The organism is Trinickia sp. EG282A, from assembly GCF_040965455.1.
In the GTDB taxonomy this organism is placed as follows: domain Bacteria; phylum Pseudomonadota; class Gammaproteobacteria; order Burkholderiales; family Burkholderiaceae; genus Trinickia; species Trinickia symbiotica.
In genome coordinates this window covers 40,067-57,275 of the sequence record NZ_JBFRCC010000010.1, presented here as the reverse complement: position 1 = coordinate 57,275, position 17,209 = coordinate 40,067, and the positions used below count along the sequence as shown (strand labels likewise).

The 17,209-nt window shown below is 61.1% G+C and carries 20 protein-coding genes; 5 read left to right on the top strand and 15 right to left on the bottom strand.

Annotation, left to right across the window (positions count from 1 at the left end; all coding sequences use genetic code 11):
• Complete coding sequence (gene cyoA, locus AB4Y31_RS30370; protein ID WP_107154310.1) at positions 1–891, bottom strand: ubiquinol oxidase subunit II; 891 nt, start codon at positions 889–891, stop codon at positions 1–3.
• A gap of 497 nt (positions 892–1,388) precedes the next feature.
• Here cyoA and AB4Y31_RS30365 point away from each other — a divergent pair, with 497 nt between their 5' ends.
• The gene (locus tag AB4Y31_RS30365) at positions 1,389–1,751 is read left to right on the top strand and encodes a DUF3564 family protein (protein WP_107154309.1); all 363 of its coding nucleotides are present in this window, start codon (positions 1,389–1,391) and stop codon (positions 1,749–1,751) included.
• Positions 1,752–1,802: 51 nt separating this feature from the next.
• A complete protein-coding gene (locus AB4Y31_RS30360) occupies positions 1,803–2,003 on the top strand; it encodes a hypothetical protein (RefSeq protein WP_368677241.1) in 201 nt (66 codons plus the stop codon).
• A gap of 186 nt (positions 2,004–2,189) precedes the next feature.
• On the opposite strand, the gene AB4Y31_RS30355 is transcribed toward AB4Y31_RS30360, so the two are convergent.
• Positions 2,190–2,558: a hypothetical protein gene (locus tag AB4Y31_RS30355; RefSeq protein ID WP_368677240.1), complete on the bottom strand. Its 369-nt coding sequence runs from the start codon at positions 2,556–2,558 to the stop codon at positions 2,190–2,192.
• A 55-nt stretch (positions 2,559–2,613) separates the two neighbouring features.
• On the opposite strand from AB4Y31_RS30355, the gene AB4Y31_RS30350 reads away from it, so the two are divergent.
• Complete coding sequence (locus AB4Y31_RS30350) at positions 2,614–2,871, top strand: helix-turn-helix domain-containing protein (RefSeq protein ID WP_102607300.1); 258 nt, start codon at positions 2,614–2,616, stop codon at positions 2,869–2,871.
• Positions 2,872–2,989: 118 nt separating this feature from the next.
• Here the strand turns inward: AB4Y31_RS30350 and AB4Y31_RS30345 are convergent, their stop codons facing one another.
• Positions 2,990–3,526 (bottom strand): H-NS family nucleoid-associated regulatory protein, encoded by a 537-nt coding sequence (locus AB4Y31_RS30345; RefSeq protein WP_368677239.1) that lies wholly within the window; start codon positions 3,524–3,526, stop codon positions 2,990–2,992.
• Positions 3,527–3,569: 43 nt separating this feature from the next.
• A complete protein-coding gene (locus AB4Y31_RS30340) occupies positions 3,570–3,896 on the bottom strand; it encodes a helix-turn-helix domain-containing protein (RefSeq protein ID WP_102607302.1) in 327 nt (108 codons plus the stop codon).
• A 210-nt stretch (positions 3,897–4,106) separates the two neighbouring features.
• On the opposite strand from AB4Y31_RS30340, the gene AB4Y31_RS30335 reads away from it, so the two are divergent.
• Both AB4Y31_RS30335 and AB4Y31_RS30330 read left to right on the top strand, forming a co-directional pair.
• On the top strand, positions 4,107–4,607 hold the full coding sequence (locus AB4Y31_RS30335; RefSeq protein ID WP_107154306.1) for a hypothetical protein: 501 nt from the start codon (positions 4,107–4,109) through the stop codon (positions 4,605–4,607).
• Positions 4,608–4,818: 211 nt separating this feature from the next.
• Positions 4,819–5,247, top strand: a complete 429-nt coding sequence (locus AB4Y31_RS30330) for a hypothetical protein (protein WP_102607304.1) — start codon at positions 4,819–4,821, stop codon at positions 5,245–5,247.
• 104 nt (positions 5,248–5,351) lie between these two features.
• Here the strand turns inward: AB4Y31_RS30330 and AB4Y31_RS30325 are convergent, their stop codons facing one another.
• From AB4Y31_RS30325 to virB5, 11 genes are all read right to left on the bottom strand, one after another.
• Complete coding sequence (locus tag AB4Y31_RS30325; RefSeq protein ID WP_368677238.1) at positions 5,352–6,368, bottom strand: relaxase/mobilization nuclease domain-containing protein; 1,017 nt, start codon at positions 6,366–6,368, stop codon at positions 5,352–5,354.
• Between the two features lies 1 nt (position 6,369).
• On the bottom strand, positions 6,370–6,840 hold the full coding sequence (locus AB4Y31_RS30320) for a plasmid stabilization protein (protein WP_332888234.1): 471 nt from the start codon (positions 6,838–6,840) through the stop codon (positions 6,370–6,372).
• 80 nt (positions 6,841–6,920) lie between these two features.
• On the bottom strand, positions 6,921–8,408 hold the full coding sequence (locus AB4Y31_RS30315) for an LPD7 domain-containing protein (RefSeq protein WP_107154303.1): 1,488 nt from the start codon (positions 8,406–8,408) through the stop codon (positions 6,921–6,923).
• A gap of 46 nt (positions 8,409–8,454) precedes the next feature.
• Positions 8,455–10,293: a PriCT-2 domain-containing protein gene (locus AB4Y31_RS30310; protein WP_107154302.1), complete on the bottom strand. Its 1,839-nt coding sequence runs from the start codon at positions 10,291–10,293 to the stop codon at positions 8,455–8,457.
• On the bottom strand, positions 10,290–12,023 hold the full coding sequence (locus tag AB4Y31_RS30305; RefSeq protein ID WP_368677237.1) for a type IV secretory system conjugative DNA transfer family protein: 1,734 nt from the start codon (positions 12,021–12,023) through the stop codon (positions 10,290–10,292). The genes AB4Y31_RS30310 and AB4Y31_RS30305 overlap by 4 nt, the downstream gene beginning before the upstream one ends.
• Positions 12,020–12,421 carry a hypothetical protein gene (locus AB4Y31_RS30300; protein WP_368677236.1) on the bottom strand — a complete coding sequence of 134 codons (402 nt, stop codon included), beginning with the start codon at positions 12,419–12,421 and terminating at the stop codon, positions 12,020–12,022. Before AB4Y31_RS30300 ends, AB4Y31_RS30305 begins: the two co-directional genes overlap by 4 nt.
• 7 nt (positions 12,422–12,428) lie before the next feature.
• On the bottom strand, positions 12,429–13,547 hold the full coding sequence (virB11, locus tag AB4Y31_RS30295; RefSeq protein ID WP_368677235.1) for a P-type DNA transfer ATPase VirB11: 1,119 nt from the start codon (positions 13,545–13,547) through the stop codon (positions 12,429–12,431).
• A complete protein-coding gene (virB10, locus tag AB4Y31_RS30290; protein WP_368677253.1) occupies positions 13,544–14,779 on the bottom strand; it encodes a type IV secretion system protein VirB10 in 1,236 nt (411 codons plus the stop codon). The genes virB11 and virB10 overlap by 4 nt, the downstream gene beginning before the upstream one ends.
• 4 nt (positions 14,780–14,783) lie before the next feature.
• Positions 14,784–15,608 (bottom strand): TrbG/VirB9 family P-type conjugative transfer protein, encoded by an 825-nt coding sequence (locus AB4Y31_RS30285; protein WP_102607312.1) that lies wholly within the window; start codon positions 15,606–15,608, stop codon positions 14,784–14,786.
• Positions 15,605–16,309, bottom strand: coding sequence for a virB8 family protein (locus AB4Y31_RS30280; RefSeq protein WP_102607313.1), 705 nt, complete (start codon positions 16,307–16,309; stop codon positions 15,605–15,607). The genes AB4Y31_RS30285 and AB4Y31_RS30280 overlap by 4 nt, the downstream gene beginning before the upstream one ends.
• A gap of 195 nt (positions 16,310–16,504) precedes the next feature.
• On the bottom strand, positions 16,505–17,200 hold the full coding sequence (gene virB5 / locus AB4Y31_RS30275; RefSeq protein ID WP_368677252.1) for a P-type DNA transfer protein VirB5: 696 nt from the start codon (positions 17,198–17,200) through the stop codon (positions 16,505–16,507).
• Positions 17,201–17,209: the final 9 nt, after the last annotated feature.

Genomic DNA, 17,209 nt, shown 5'->3' with positions numbered 1-17,209 from the left:
CTATCCCTTGCTTCCACAGGTGCCGTCCTTGAGGTCAAGGACGTTGCCGTTGTTGTACTTCGCGATGATCTTGCGAAAGAGCTTCGGATCAATAGACGAGAAGTACATGACCGGTACATGCTCGTCCGGCTTCGCAACTGCGCCGTAGACGTCCATACTCAAGTGCTGGGGAGAAGCGCGCACCTTGTCCACCCAGGCGGCGAAGCGCACGCGATCCACCGCGATGGCACGGAATTTCATGTCAGAGAATCCCTCACCGCTGTAGTTCGCGGAGAGGCCGGCATAGTCGCCCGGATAATCGGCGATGAGATGCAGCTGCGTCTGCATGCCGGCCATCGCGTAGATCTGGCTGCCTAGCTGAGGAATAAAAAACGAGTTCATCACAGAATCCGACGTAATGCGGAACTCGACCGGCGTGCCGACGGGGAACACGACCTGGTTGACCGTAGCAATGCCGAGGTCCGGATAGATGAAGAGCCACTTCCAATCGAGCGCCACGACATCAACCTCCATCGGTTTCACCTTTGAGGCCAGTGGTCGATACGGATCGAGTTCGTGCGTCGTGCGCCAGGTCAGCAGGCCGAGATAGAGGATGATGAGCGCCGGAATCGTCCACACGACGACTTCGACCGCCGTCGAATGCGCCCATTTTGGCGAGTAGCTCGCTGCAGTGTTCGAAGCGCGATAGCGCCAGGCGAATAAAAGCGTCAGCACGATGACAGGCACGACGACGATGAGCATTGTAAGCGTCGATGTCAAAATCAGCGCCTTCTCTGCCGCACCCACAGTCCCTTTTGGGTCGAGCAATGCGGCATCGCATCCGGAAAAACAGGCAGTCACTCCCGCCACAAGGGGTATCGACCATTTCTTCAAAGCTTTTCTGGATATCATGTTTGTCCAGTCATGGGTTGAAGTACGTGGGTGTCGTATCACCTGCATACATGCAGGACCGAGCACGCTAGGGCGATCGTCCAACATCAGGGGTTGATCTGGCTTGACTGAAATCAAATAGCGAACAGCAAAAACGTGCGGCATGTTGACGCAGATGTAGCACGGCGAAGCCGTAGTCAGTGCGCGCAGGCATGCGGGATTCCACGACGAATGCGCGGCTACGGCTGCGGTGACGTAAGCACGAGCAAGCGTCATTGAGTCATGGCAGGTTGTGACCATGTAAGTTACACAAGGCTGATGACCCGCGACGGGAACCTCGATCAAGCGAGTGCAATCGAACGGCGGAAAAGCACCTTCATAGACATGCCGATGCGCTACCGCAGGATAAGGGCGGCCCCCTCCGCCAAATTCACCTAGCCTATCGACTCACCATTAATTCAGTGATGTAGGCCATCACTCACACATGTCGCCGAGAGGCGCTCGTCAGGAGGACGCGAATGCGGATCACAGTTCACCTTCACTCGTTCGATGGCATCGACCCTAGCGCATACGCGATTCTCTGGTTCGATGACGAACTGCTCGAATGGTCGCGCGAGTCCCACGCAAGCCTGACCTTACCTTCATGGGGGCGGCTGGAGGGCCGTCCCGCGAAAACGCGTGTTTGCCCGCCCGGCGGTGGAAGTCCGCTGTTCGAACTCGAGGACCTCAAACTCCGCAAACACGGCGGGCCGTTCGAAGGAGAAACAGGTGTAGCGCGGCGGGTCGCCCCTCCCTCGGCATGTGGCCGTTGGCATATCCAATGTATCGATGATCAACGCGCCCGGGCCGAATCGAGCATCTGTGCGCACGGCGACGCCTGACGCACCGGCCACCACCGCTGTCGACAGCGGGCACTAAGGGCATCGGAAAGGATGCTCGATGAAGATTCAATGTGCACGCGACGGTACATTGAAGAGAGCGAGGTCCGGCGGGTTTCCGACCCGGTCCCCGAAGGGGGGCACAGAAACCGCATCTTCATCGGGCTCGCGCCGACGGTTGCCCAACGCACGGCACTGTTCCGCACGGGGAGTTTTATTATGCAAGCATCGGCGCTCATCGTCGACACCCGCTGAAGAAAAAGCGCCGGCAGGAAGCCTGCCGGCAAAAAAGGTTCCGGCATCCGAGGGTGATGTATCGCCGGAACCAGGCACTAGCTGTAGCGTTTGCAAGCTTCGTCATCAGCGCTGCCATTTTCTCCGCATCGCACCTGCGACCCCATGCGCCCTTTCCGATTGCGCAACTGGGCGGTGTGACAGCATTCATTCGACGTTGTTCGAGTCGTGAAGGGTTGTACATTCATCATCCAGCACTTTCAAGCAGGCTTTGAAAACTGACGTGCCGATCAGGCCGGACTGCAGCAACGTGACCAATCGCTTGCGGCGAGTGTGGGAGGGGTATGAATCGCCGCCCACGATCTGCCAAACGGACGCGATTAGGGCCCGCCGTGCAGCACGTCGGAACATGAGATAGACGACACCTGCAACCGGGCCCGAGCAGATACACGCGAAAGTCCATCCGCTACGTGAAAGCCAAACGCGGTTGGCGGCCAAATGGCGCATGTCGATTGCGATCGACGCTGCGATACTGGCCGCCGCTAGCACCCACACGATCACCATCAGTTCCCGCACAGTATATCCCAAATCCGAATCTGGGATATATGATATCCGAATTTAGAATGTGTGGATGGCCCACCCGATACATGACCGCCGCTACCGTCAACTCGCCGCGCTGCTTATGGAGACGCGCAAGCAGCGTGGGCTGCTACAACAGGATCTTGCCGAGCGCCTAGGACGACCACAGTCTTTCGTCTCGAAGTACGAGAGTGGTGCGCGACGCATTGACGTCATCGAATTGCTCGACATTTTGCGCGCGCTCGAAGCCGATCCGCACGAATTCATCGATCGCATTCGAAACCTGCCGCTTGCGGCACTACCGCGTTAGACTGCCCGATCGATGTGATTTTGCGGCGCGCGGCTCGTGCGAGCTATTGCATGTGCAGCCTACTTAGCACAACAGTTAAAGTGCCCAGTTGTGACGTTTTGTGAATAGCTATATGGCACTAAGAAGCAGTACGCGCGCGTCGACCGCCCGACGGGTCTTCAATCAAGAATTCTGCGCGGTTCTTTGCGTTCGCCAACCACGCGGGAGCACGACCGCGTCCACTCCAAGTTGCACCGGTCTCAGGGTCGCGATACTTCGCCGGCTGCTGCCCTCGGATATAGTTGCCCCGCTTTTTTTCAACGTTTCCGCCAGTCGTCGATTCATCCGACGGATTGCCATCAACGAGAAAGCGCGTACGGTTCTTCGCATGCGCAATCCATGAGGGAGCGCGACCGCGTCCAGACCAGGTAGCACCAGTTTTTGGGTTTTGGTATTTCGCCGTAGCAGGAGCCGTCTGCGCAGCAGCCTTCTTACCGGGCCTCCCGCCACGTTTCTTCGCGTCAACGTGAGCCTCGATGTCAGCTAGCGTAACCCCGCCCTTTCGCATGAGTTCGACAATGCGATCGAGCGTCGCCGAGAGTTGCTTTGCTCTGATGGCTTGTGCCTGCTCTTGCAAACGCCTTATCTTTACCTCAATTGCTTCCAATGTTGCCATGACACCCTCCCGATCTTCAAAGATGACACACGATGCTACGAATCTACTTCGAGCCGACCTCCAGGGTTTGAGCATGCGATAGAAGCTCGTTGCGTTTCCGTTTCGAGAGCCTGCCAAAAATCAAAATCAAGCGGGCGAGTTCTTCATCTTCCGCGTAGAGAAACGCAACCGGTACCCGAAGTACTGCCGCGATACGGATAGCAAAGGTGTAATCCGCCTTGTGAACGCCGAGCTCATAGCGATTGATGCGCGTGCTCGCGACAAATGGATCCAGGCCCGCCTCAATCCCAAGCTGCTTCTGCGACAGCCCGGCCTCTAGGCGAGCCTCCTTCAGTCGCGTTCCAAAGATTGAAGGCGGCGCCGCGGACATTCACTGGTAGCCCGTTACAAACAGAACTACGAATATCGTTGCAAAGCGCTCGCTTAGATACTACGACTATCGTAGTATACTCCGATGCGCCGGAAATCCATGGGGATCTCAGCGGGGACACCGGTCGGAGCACTGCCCTGTGGATAATCGGCATCGCCCCCCCAACACCTCGTTCAACAGGGGTTTCCTCAATAGACCGGGGAGCACTCAATGCAAGAGATGCCGGACAAATGGCCGCCGCCCGGCCCCTCCACTGACATGAGCGAACAGGACTACCGCCGGCTGCGGATGCTCAACGAGCATCTGCAACAGGCGGAACAGTGGATTGATCGCCGCAGCAGGAAAATGTTGACCGCCTATGGCCTTGCTGCAGCTCAGTCCCGCCACACCGAGCATCTGGAGGAAGACGTCGCATTGGTCGGGACCATATTGTTCCTGCGGCGGGATGATCAGCCGCGTCTACGTCCGGAAAAACACAACGTTGTAGCACGGATCGATATTCCGATCCTATCCACGGCCGGGCGCGTTGATGAGCCACGCGTCGCCAACGCAAGGATAGTCTGCCCGCCCGCGAACGATCATGCGAACTGGTGTTCACTGTTTGTGAACCTATACGAACAGGCCTTGCAACGGAACCTAACGGAGCTTCTCAGCATAGGCGCATTGTCCATCGACGTCGCGCTTATTCAGCAGCACGTGCGCTCCTGGTAACGGCGTCCACTTGGTCCGTGCATCGGCGACGAACTTTTGCACTGCCTGTGCGGTCCTGAGATGAGAATATGAATCGCCACGGCGACTGCTCCTTGCGTTCGTCTAACGGACGTCTATCTTGATTAAGAGATAGCGAATGCATCGCGCCGAAAGTTGACGCTTTTTGGGCAAATGGCATAGAACCGTAATACACATCGAAGGAGAGAAAAAGATGGTGCTACTGAAGGTAGCCATCACCGTAGGTATCCTGCTTGCTATCGCCAGAGGCATCCGGCAATTTGATCGCCACTGTCGGCAGCGGTTTGGTCGCAACATTCTCACGGTACGAGGGTTCTGGCTCGCGGCCGTCGCGATCAATTTTCTTTGGTGGGGATACTACGCGTGGGTGACCGCGCCACTCCACCACGTACCGGCCTATGGAGGACTTATTCTCGTCACTCTAGGCATTGGGACAGTGGCGAACCTGATACACGAAAACGTTCGAGGCACGAACGTTACATACGGCGTCGGTGGGACATCACTCCAGCTTGTGCTGTTTTTCCCAGTGGCGCTCTACGGCGTACCACTGCTGGCCATCGCCTTCGTTTTCCTGCTCTTCGCAACGTACAAAAGCGTGCCCGCTTGGCTTGCTGATCGCTAGACTCTCACCGCGCGCGGGTCTACTGCGTCGAACCAGCACGTTCCTTCATCAACGATAGTCTCGGCGGCCGATTCGGTCGCGTATAGCCTACGCCCGCTTTCCCCTCATTGCCGCTCGACGTCCGGAGGCAAGCCACATAGCTGCTCGGCGCGCGAGGGCATCCCGCGATCTCCGCGTGCTAGCGCCTTTTCGGGTTGTGGTGCAGGACTGGGGCCGTCCCTCTGAATCGGCATAGCGCGTACAAAGTCCGTAATGTCGATAGCCATGGCTCGGTCCGCCCTCAGCGGCGACTCCGCCATTGCTTGCGCCACTTCGCGCCACGCGGCAAGTGCACAATCGTGAGCTCTGCATTCTGCCTGCCGCTGCTTTTCGCTGCTTGTGGCGTGCCAGTACATCGGCGCTTCACCGCGTGCGAGCATCTGCGCGACACTTTGCTCCGGGTACCGCTGGCTGACGCCGCGCGTCAGTCTAGGGGTCGCATTTGCATCGACGCCATGCTCACGGAGTTGTTCAGCAAATCGCTCGCGCCAGCGCCGTATGTCTTCCTTTCGAGGATTGAGTCGTCGTCCGTCGGGGCCGCGCACCTGCACGCTCAGATGTACATGTGGGTGAGCTTCGTCGTCATGGGCTGCGAAGACGTACGCACGTCCATCTCCGAACTCGAGGGCCGCAAAGCCTCGGGCGGCGTCCCGCACTGCCTGCCGATTCGTTCCCGGCGGCATCGATAGAAGGACGTTGAATACCTCGCGGCGATGACTCGTCTCCGGTATTCCCCACCCGCCCAACTGCCAGCTACGCGCTAGCTCGCGGACGGCGTCCGCGCCTGCGATTCTGTCTCCGTTCTGATCTTCGAGCTCCACCTGCCCGTTGCGCGAGATATAGCGCATGTGCCGACGTACCGCACCCATGCCTTGCGCGCTCGACGCCTTGTTGGTGATTTTTACCATCACTTCAGGGGAGCGCCGTAGCGTCCGCGCCACGCGATCACGCATCCGCGCTGCCTCATCACGAATTGCTGAGCGCGAGAGCCGCTGTGCCCGGGCATGCCAGAACGGCTCTGTGAACAGACGATCACCCCAGTTCAGAAGCATCGCGTCAATGTAGGTCTTCGGATAGGACATATTACCGGCTCCATCTATCCAGGTTGGCACGGATCACAGCCGCGACAGCGCGCATATGTACGTCGATCTGTTGCCGGACGGCCGCGATGTCCGGTCGATCATCGTGCACCAGACGCCCGGCGCCTCGGTTACGCCCGAGTTGCGCGAGCCAGCGGTTGATTGTCGCCAGGTGCTGGTTCGAGTCTGACAGCAAGCGCAGCTCGTTTTCGCCGAGCTGTGGCGCCTGCGTCAGATGAGCACGGATCAACGCGGCAATCCAGCGATTACTGGTCAAGCCCGAAGCGGCAGCCCGTTGCTCTACCGCTTGAAGCTCGGTGCGCGTCAACCTGACTTCGATTCGCGCGTGTGGGTCTTGGACGGTCCCCGGTGGCATCGCAGCCTCGACGTCCAGATCGCTATGCACGCCGCCGGAATCCAGCGCGACCGCGATCAACTGCCGCACGCCCTCGCCCGCTGTCACGCCGCGGTGCATACACCACGCCTCCCATTCCCGACGCGTTCCGACCAGTTCAACGCACAGACGCTCCCGGATACGCATTTGCCGAAGCCCTTCTATCGTGCCGGCAGCGAAGGCTCGGCGGCCGCGCGCTCAATCTCGCGTGAAAGCGTGCGCTCCGGGGTGGAACGCGTGCGCCGGTCACGCTCAGACGGGGCCTTTGGATCGAAAACCCTCGGGCGCGGAAGCTGAACGCCATCCTCGCCGAACGCGTCGAGCATTGCTTCTGCACGCTGCCGGACGCGCGAGATCGACCGCGCACTGAATCCCTGCTCCCGCATGGCTCCGGTCAGTACAGCGAGGTGCAGCACTTTATCTTCGTCCGATACCGTGGAGCGAAGACGTTCCTGCCCGCGGTCCTGCGATGGCGATTCGATTGGCGCACTCGAGCGCCCGGATGCATCCTCGGGCTGCACCGTGGATCGAGTCGACGACCGCGTGCGGTCGATGACATCCACCTGCCAGGTGTTGCGGTACACATCTTTTTCCTCCTCGCCCACCATCACGCCGCGGGCATCGACGACCGGCACTTTGACCGTCACGAGCCTTCGGCCGAGATTTTCAAGCGTCACTTCCTGGCCGGGCTGCGCTCGTGACTCCCGCACGGCGCGCGCGAGATCGACGCCCCAAACGATATGCTCGTCGCCCCTCGCATCGCGAAACACTACGTAGTACGAGTCGCTTCGCGCGGGATTGTTCTGATACGGGGCTCGGCCATGCTCACGCAATTCACCGGAATAACTGCGCGGTGCTTCCTGCTCGTCATTAGCGGCCTGTTGCGGTACGACCTGATCAGCACCGCGTTGAGCGAATGGTCGCGAAATGCCCCCGGCGACAGAAACCACTTCATCGCTTTTCGCCGCCTGCATCGGCGGCCTCCCGCCGTCTGCATGCGCAGAAGCTTGCGCCCGCGCCATCGATGCATCAGCCTCAATGCGGTTATTCAGCCGCGTTTGTCGCGCGTCGGCGAGACGTGCGAGATCAGCAGCCTTCGGCTCGTAGCCACCCACGTCGATACCGAGCACAGTTGCCCGCAGCCATACTTCGCTGCGGAATGCCTCGTTACCGGACACACGGATGCGCTGCCACGACTTGGCCGCCGCCATATCGACCATCGATTCGACCACGTCCGGACGGTTGTGCTCGGTGACGAGGTACGCCCCAAGGTCCTCGAACGCCAGCTGATACGGCGCATCTTTCATGAAATACTGGTTGCCCGCGCGCAGGTACCGCTTGCGGACACGCTCGGGCGGCTGCTCCACCGGCAGACGCTGCGAGTCGGTGGGGCCCCGCGGCTCATTCATGACCGCACGCGAATCGGGATCGAGTCTTCGAGCATCTTGCGGACTAGCCATGTCGCGCAGGCGCGCCCGAGCCGAGTCGAACTCGCGTCGGCGCCGTGCCGCCACATCGCTCAACGCGGCCGCGTCAAAGCGACCGGCACGGCTTTCATCGGTTGCGAGCCCCGCTAACGGGGAACCGCCTGGGACATCCTGCTCGATCAGGTTGATCACCGGATCGGCAGCAATTGAGGTCTCAGCCATCGTCTGACTCCTTTCTGACCGGTACGGATCGCCGGCGATACTTCCTTCATCTATCGGGTCCTGAAGGATCTTGGGACGCCCCCTTTTCCTTGGACTGCTCCAGCGCCGCCGCGCGGGCTTCGCGTACACGCGCCCACGACCTCGCCTGCAACTGATCGAGCATCACCTCCAGGTTAGGGCTGTAGTTCAGCTCGCGCGCCGACTTCTTCAGCGAGCCCACGGTGCGTTGCAACAACTCGCGGGCGCGATCCCACGGATAGACTTTAGGACGATCACCGTCATATCCGATCTGCAACTCAGCCCCATTGAGGCGTGCGTTTTCATCCATCCAACGCAACCGCTCGGAGACGAATTGCATTTGAGCCTTCGGGTGAAAGACGACGCTGCGCGTCGCGACCTCCTGGATCACGTAGTGCTCTGTGTTGAACACTTCTCCGCGGTACGGCCCTCCGTTCTCACGTGGCGCCGCCACGCGCAACGGTGCACCAAAGCGATATTCAGCTTGCGCCCGTACCTCGTCAGGCACATCCGACACTGCGAACAACGGCTCGCCAACTGCCGCACGGGTTGGCGCAGTTGGTCTTTCATGGGCCGGCGTGGCAGCGATAGGTTCGGCGGTGACTGATCCCTCCGCGACGGTCGGAGATTCCGGCGCCGCCGCTTGCTTTGAGGCACCGCGCTTCGGCGCACGACGGCGCGAAGCGTCCTCGGCCTCGTTCACCAGCTTTGCTTTCACATTGCCCATGACTTGCTCCTTTAGTTCGTGCGCCTCGGCACCGGTCGCGAGCTCTTCTGCCGCCGCATCCGCCGCTGGCTCGGTGCCCGTTCGCGTTTGGTCGATAGTGCGAAATGCAATGTCGCGCAGGCGTTCCCTGACATATGCAAATCCGGAGAGGACCGCCATGTCGTTGAAATCAGTGGGTGTCTTGTCGTCAATCCGGGCATCGCTTGCGAATATAGGCAGCGCCAGACGTGCGTGCGATTCTTGAGCCGCCTGTCTCGCCTTAGCTTCCCCAGGGCCGAGGTCGCCCAGGACAACGAGTTCCGCGTCGGGATAGCGGTCTCGCAGAATGGCGCTCACCTGTGGAAGTGTTCCGCTCGAAAGTGTCGCGAGCGCCATCCACTCCGTCGCGCGGTACGCGGACAGAACCGTGGCCATACCTTCGCCGATCAGAATTGGTGTGGTCGGCTGATCAGTTGTCGGTAGCAGGCCGGCGCTCCAGTAGCCCCCCTTCTTGAGGCCTCCCGCCAGTGACGACTTTCGGCCGTGCTCGTCGATCAGCTCGAGCGTCGAGATCGCTTCGCCGATCCAGAACGGCACCACCAGCACACGACCCGCGAGCGGCAGCTCTTCGCTCGTCGGTGTATAACCCAGCAACGCATGCAACTCCGGGGCCTCCAGCTCGCGCAACGTCGAGACGGGGGCGAGCTGTTTGCGGATGAGATATGGGTGTTCGGGGCCGACGGGCCGAGCCCATTGCCAGACGGCTTGCGCCTCGCGCGCCACTGCCGCGTGTCGCGCCCGTTGCTGCGCTTCCTCGCGCGTGCGGCGCACCACGGTATCGGCGTTTGGCAGAAGCGCTGTCGCCATCCGGTCCGGATACTGCGTGCGCGTCAGGTCGAAGCCGTGCTGCCGGGCAAGCCAGAACAGCGACGCAAGCGTCTTGCCGCCCGCTTCGTTCGCGGATCGCCAAGTGGTACGCGCGGCGCGCTCGTTATAGTTGCTGGCCGTGCGGCTCCATTCGTCCCAGATCTCAAAGCCCGCATCGCCCAAGCCGTTCTTGAGTGCAAACGCCATATCGACCCACGTACCGTAATCGTCCGCGGGAATGACCGCGAGCGCGGCGCGCACGCGCGCGGTCTCATCGAAGTAGGCCGCACTCATTGCCGTGCTCCTGCTGCCGACACCGCATCCGACGCGCCACGCACTGATCTATGTTTCGCTCTGGAAGGACTCGCGAATGTCAGCTCTGCCACGTCAAGATCTGCGACCGAAAGCCGACGCGTCGCCCGCCGGACGCGCTCTGCAGGAACACCGAGGAGCATGAAGTGCTGCTCTACATAAGCGGTCACGTCATCCTCGCTCAGATCGTTCAGCGACGCCGGCAGATTCCGCGGATCCCAGCCCTGCAGGACTTCGAGGTATTCAGCCGGCACATCAAGTAGCCTTGCGCCTTCTGTATCGACTTCCTCCGGCTGCAACTCACGCAGCCGTCGCTCGGCTTGCGCTGTAAAGCGTACGAGGTCCATGGTCGGTACAGACGGCGCCGCGCACACGCGCGAGGCGAATACCGGATCGCGCCAGTAGCAGATCTTGTCGGCCAGGATGGGCTTCGTATTCTCGAGCACGATGATCTCCTTATCGCGGCCGAGCTCCTTTAGCTCCTGCGGCAGCAGCAAAGGCCGACGCTGCTCCGACAGGCTTTCAGACGCGCCGCCGCGGCCACCGAACATCCCGCTTGGGCGGCTGATGCTGCGCGAATGGCCGGTAAGCGTGCCGAGCATCTCGGAATAGTCGTTCGCGTCCTTCTGCTCGCGCGGCGCGTACAAGATTTGCATTGCGTGATTTGTGATGAAAGTGCGCGAATCGGCCCGGCCGTAGACGGATTCCAACTGCGCAATCGACTGGACGATCGAAAGCAGCCGCAGGTTGTAGCCCGCCATGTAGGCGACCGCTCGCGCGATGATCTGAATCTTGCCGATCGCCGTCATCTCATCGAGCAGCAACAGGCACTGGAAGTGCAACGTCGGATCCGCATCTGGCAACTGCTTCGTGTTCAGATTGACCAGTTGAGAAAACATGAGATTCACGAGCAGCGCCGCCTCGGACAGGTGGTCCGGTGTGATGCCGATATAGATGGACATGCGCCGTCGGCGCACGTCGCGCAAATCGAAGTCATTGGCGCTCGTCGCCGCGTCGACAATCGGGTTGGCCCAGATCGTAAGCGGCGCATTGAACGTCGCCAGAATGCTGGCCAGCACCTTGTCGTCGTTTGACAGGAAGCGATTCAGTGCATCGACGCAAGCGCCACTCAGGAGCCCGCGATGCTGCACAAGCGCGAGCTGCAGGTAAGCCTTGACTGGCATCCCATTTCCTGATGACTGCCTGAGCACCTCGCCCATGGTGACGGGATAGTCAGGAATCGATGTCCCGTTACCTGCTCTTCGGGCGTCGCGCCACTCGCACAGCAGCAGCGCTATCCCGAGGAAAAGATTGCGCGCCTGGTCTTTCCAGAAGTCATCATGCCCGCCGGGCGGATACAGTGCGTAGCCGATCGCAAGAATGTCGCCCACGCGGAAGAGCCCGTCCGAAATTGCCGACAGTGGGTTGTATCGATGTGTGCGGCCATCTTCGGCGAACGGATCGAACAGATACACTTCTTGCCCATGCGCGCGACGGAACCCCGCCGTCAGAACGTAGTTTTCGCGCTTGATATCGAGCACAACGACCGAATCGGGGTAGCTGAGCAGGTTCGGAATGACAATGCCCACGCCCTTACCCGAACGCGCTGGCGCGGCGAGCAAGACAAACTGCTGTCCGGCGAAGCGCAGGTATCGCCCCCGCCATAGGCCGACGACGATCGCGGGCGCGCTCGCATCCATCCGCCCGCTCATAGCAACCCCGCCGCGCGGATTTCGGCTCCGGTCGCAAACCGGGCGCTGCCATAAAGACGCCGGCGCCCGGTACGCTCCCACAAGGCGTACAGCCCCATTGCGGGACCGCCCACGCCGACCAGTACGCCAAGGAGCGCCGCACCCGCCAGCCGATTCCCTCCGCGAGGCATCAGACCGTCACGCCAGGCAAGCAGCGCGTCAAGCCAACCCGCAAGTCCTCCATGCAGAGGGTTGATCTGCAACGTCATGTACAGAAAAAACGATGCGAGCCACAACGACGCCAATCCGCCAGCGGCGACCATCAGTAGTGCGAGGACCGTAACCACCGCTACTCGCAGGTGATGAGCGACTGGACTGGCGACTTCGGGCGGAATGCGAAAGCGATCATCCGTGTCCATCGCGACCTCACACGATCGCCGTGCGCAGCTTGCGCACCGGATCGAACCAGATTTCCGTCATCGCCCAGCGCTTGCCGACTTGCTCTCCAGCTTCGTCGAATATGGAACGCGCCTCCATGTGCGCCACGACATCGATGGCCAGAAAGAGCAGGCGCTTGAGCGCTGCATCGTCGTATGCGGCAGCCTCAGGATGCTCCTTTGCCATCAGCGCGAAGCGCTCGACCGCGACCGTCGCGTTCGGGGCGTGATAACTCGTAATCGAGCCAGCATGGCCCGTCGTGAGCAGTTTCAAAAAGTCATAAGCTTCCGCGCCGCGCAGCTCGGCTAGCAGCACCCGGTCGGGCCGCATACGCATGGCGCTCGCGATGAGGTCGGCCGGCGCCACTTGTGCCTGGCCATGGCCGCCCTTGCTATACGTCAGATGAACACAATTCTCGATGTGCGGCAGGAAGAGCTCGCGGACGTCCTGAATCGTCACGATCCGCTCGCTTATGGGAATGGACCGGCAAAGGGTTTTCATGAAGCTGGTTTTGCCTGAACCGGTATTGCCCACGATTACGATGTTCAGCCGCTCCCGAACGGCCAACTCAAAGAACCCGCAGCGGTCACGTGCCTGCAAATATCCAACAAGCCGGCGATCGTGCGAACGCAATGCCGGCAACGCCGCGTCGAGGCCGTCGGGCTGGCGCCATACCGTTTCGTCAAAGAGCCCCTCGTTGCGATAGTCGTCAAGCGTCTTTTCGCGCGCCGACGGACGGCGGATCGTAATCGAGACGGTGCGCGGTGGTACGACTGGCGGCACGACGACCTGGATACGGGCGTCGCCGGGCAATAGCGCGGACAGCACCGGATGCTGTGCCGATATCTCCTGATTCGTCAGTGTGGCGACGGCCACCGCGAACGACATCAGGCGGTCATAATCCAGGTCTGCGTAGTCGAAGCTATGCCATCCGCGATGCGTCTCCGTCAACACACGCTGTGGCTGGTTAATGACGAGCTCCGTCACATCAGCGTCGTCGAGCAACGGCGCAAATGGCCGCATGAGTTCGCGCACAGACGCATCGTCCGGAAGCCGCGCGACCGTGGCATCGGGCACCGAGTTCGGCATGTTCGGATCGGCAATCATTGCGCGCCCTCCGGCTGCAGCGCATAGACCGATTCGAAGTCGATATCGCGCGCGAGCACGATCGTGAATTCGGCTCCCTGGTTCTGCGTGAGGGTTGGTGGGATGTTGATGGTGCTGCTCAGCACGCGCGTAGCCATGTCGTTGCCTTGCTGCTGCGTATTCTCGTAGACGACGGAGCCGTTGCTGTTGCCACCGCGCGTAGCGAGATACCCGATGGCGTCCTGCGTCATGCCGAGCAGCATCGCCGCACCGATACGCTGCCTCCAGTGGTTGTCCACGTAACCATCGATCCCCATGCGACCGAGCGCATCGGCTGCGGGCGAGTCGATCTCGACGGTCACACCATGGGGAGTCTTAATGCGCGCCGCCAGAATGAACGCGCGCTTTTGCCCCGGCGACAGATTGGAGCGGTACTGGCTATTGATCTGCGAGCCACGTTCGATCAGCACCACCTTTCCGTCGTCGGAATAGACGTTCTTCGTCACCGTGCAGGTGGACAGTCCCGCCTCAGTCGAATCGAAAGCGGTATCGCCTACGCAGTCAATCTTTGCGCCCTGAGACAGAGTCAGGCTGCGGTTACCGAGCGTGCCTGCGACTACGCGCGGTGTGGGCGTCGGTGCGAGGGCCTGCGCAAGCGAACCCGTTTCATTCTGGTCAGGGGAACCTGCTTTTCCTCCGGACGACCACGACCGCATCGACGAAGCCGTTCCTGCGCCGCTGCCAGCAGCATCTCGCGCTGCCACGCTGCCTTGATCGTTGACGGAGGACGTCCCACCCGTTACGAGCAGCGGCGCATCGTAGTAGCTGCGCACGGGCGCTGCGGGCATGACCGGAACCGGCAGGCGATTCGCTACGGGCGCGGATGCCACGGTCGCGGCACTCGCTAGAACCGGCATCGAAGCCGAGTTGGCAGGTGATGAAGGAACGTCCTTGAATAGCCGTCCCTGGGTTGGCGTTTGTGCTATCGCGTCGCGGCGCGCCTTCGCCTGTGCGTCGTGACGTGCAAGATACGCGTGAACGGTCCAAACTGCTCCAGTGCCGGCTACGAGGATGATGAGAACTGGTGTCAACCACCAGGCGCGTGGCCGGGCGCTGCGGTATTGGCCGAGCGCCGGCATACCACGGTCCCCGACCAGTTGCGACGTTTGACTAGCGTCAGGATCGTCCGCACGCGGGCCACGCTGGGCAGGCTCGTCCGGTCCGATTGCGTTGCGACGCCCGTCCTGACTCAGTGGATCATTCATCGCCGTGGCTCCGCAAAACGCGCATTACTCCGTCAACGGCGGTGCCGTCACGCGGCGGCACGCCGTCCATGTCGTAGGCGTCGTTCCAGATACCGACGACCTCGTCGCCCAGTCTCAGCACGAAGCGCTTCGCCACCTCGTGAACAACGATGGTGTCGCCATCCATGTGCTTATCGACCGTGCTCTCGGTGCCGTCATCGGCAACCCGAAAGATCGCCGGAATGCGCCGGTTCGCGGGAATACGGATATAGGTGAAGCGGCCGTCGTCCCACGCTGCCGTCGGCGCGATATCGTCCGAATGCGGCATGACCTGCATGGAATATCGGGAATTGCGTATCACGGGCGACTGCTGAAGGCGCTGAACGACGAGCACGTTATCCGTCTCGGCGCGCGACTGCGCCTTCAGTGCGTCCGGGTATACGAACGTCACCCGGTATATCTCCTCGTCGTTACCGAACTTCGTCTTCAGCGGCAGCACGATCAAATCGAAGCTGTAGCTGCGCTTATCGGTCCTGATTTCAAGGTTCGAGTCGTGCGCGGCTAACTGCGGCTTGAGATAAACGTCGTTATCGCCCTTGTTGGCAACGACCTGCCAGCCATCACGGTCGCCCGGTGCGACGACAACGATGTGCTCTCGCGGATCAAGGGCGATGTGTGTCGCAAATCCGCGCTGCGCGATGATGCGCACGACAGCGTCGGGCTCGTACACGACCTGACGCACCCGCGAATCGCCGGACCAGCCCGGCACCGTATAGGCGCAGACAACAGGGCTACCGATCATCAGCAGACAGCAAGCGATCACAGAAGCGCGCTTCATGGTGCACCTCCCGCAGTGGCCGACGCCGCCGCCGGCGTGTACTCTGGATCGCGGCTGTAGGCCGTCACCTTGAAGCCAAGCGGATTCGCAACCGCAACGCTCTCGCGGGTGAACATGGGTGGCCGATACCTGTAAGCCAGCGTGATCACGAAGCGCTGAGGCGGTTCCGCGTTCGCCTGGCCATTCTTGAACATCGTGCGTTCGATATGCACGACCGCGTGCCCTGGTTCGTCGGGTGGCAATGTCGTGGACATGATCCGAACGCGCCCTTCGGTGTTCGCGCCGAGCTGCCGGTCGAGCGCGTCCGGGCCGCTGTAGATCGCGCGGTAATCGCGTGCGACCACGTCATCGCTCATCGCGAGCACGTCGTCGTAGTCCATCTGCAGCAGCCCCCAGTTGTAGCGTTCCCGCTCGCGCACATACGCCTCAACCCAATGCTTGTCCTCGATTTCCTTCGTATGTACGTGGCGTGCGTCAAGCACATCGATAACCTGCGATTCGCCTGTCAGGCGATCAACCTCGATCGGCAGCGGCACGACACGGTAGAACGGCACCATGACTGCCAACGCGGTTACGCTCAGCATTGCTACACCCGCAGCGGCGTAAGCGACGTGCCAGGCTCGCCGCTCGGATCGCTCCTGCAGATGCGTGAGCGACGCCTCGATGTCGAGCACGCGACCGTAGTCGTCGGGGGCACTCATCGTCCGCCTCCGATTACCGCGTCGGGCCTCGCAGATGACGCGGCCGCTGAAGAATCCGGTGACACACGGTTGATCGGCACCCGATGCAAACCCTCAGGCAGGACGGGTTTCGGTGGGCCCGAAGTGCATCCGCTGACGGCAATGACGAAACTGATCGAAAGCAGCGCCCGAAGATGTCCAAGCATCGCCGTCTCCTCAGTTCCCGAACGAGGCCGGGACCATCTGATCCTGCAATCTGGCGGTGTTGCCGGCTCGACTGAGGATCAGTTCGCTCTGCTGCTCGGCGACGAGCTTGTCTTCCGTATCGGCGAGCATCCTGAAGAGCTGTAGCTTCGTCATTTCGTTACCGACTGCAGTACTCTCGGCCTGGATACGCGCCTGCAGTTCTGCCACGCCTTTCGGGTCCTGCGTTGCATCGATCTGTTGCATCAGGCTCTGGATCTGGTCTAGCTCCTGCAACTCCGTTTGATAAGCCTGCAGACCGAATGCTTTGTCTTGGAACGGCTTGTTCAGCATGCGCTGGCACACCCGTTGGTCGACGCCCACCTGGTCCCCGCAGTCGTATGCCTCACTGGCCGAGCGCAACGCCTGGGCACTTCCCGTCAGGCCGGCGTAACCTCCGTTCTGGACCGCCGTATAGACGCTTTGCCAGTTCGCAGGCAGCGAGTTCGCGATCACCGGGTTACTAAGCAACGCGCCAAAGCCGCGCGTGCCGACCGTCGACTGGTAGATCTGGATCTCCTGCTGGACTTCCTGCTCCAACTGCGCGACCGTCGCAATAGCCTGAGCGACGTTCTCCGCGTCAAATACCGGGATGCCCTGTGCATGCCCATTCGAGGAAAGCACCGCCGACACAATGGCAGCGCTCGCTACCCTAAACTGTCCTGTCATGATCACCAC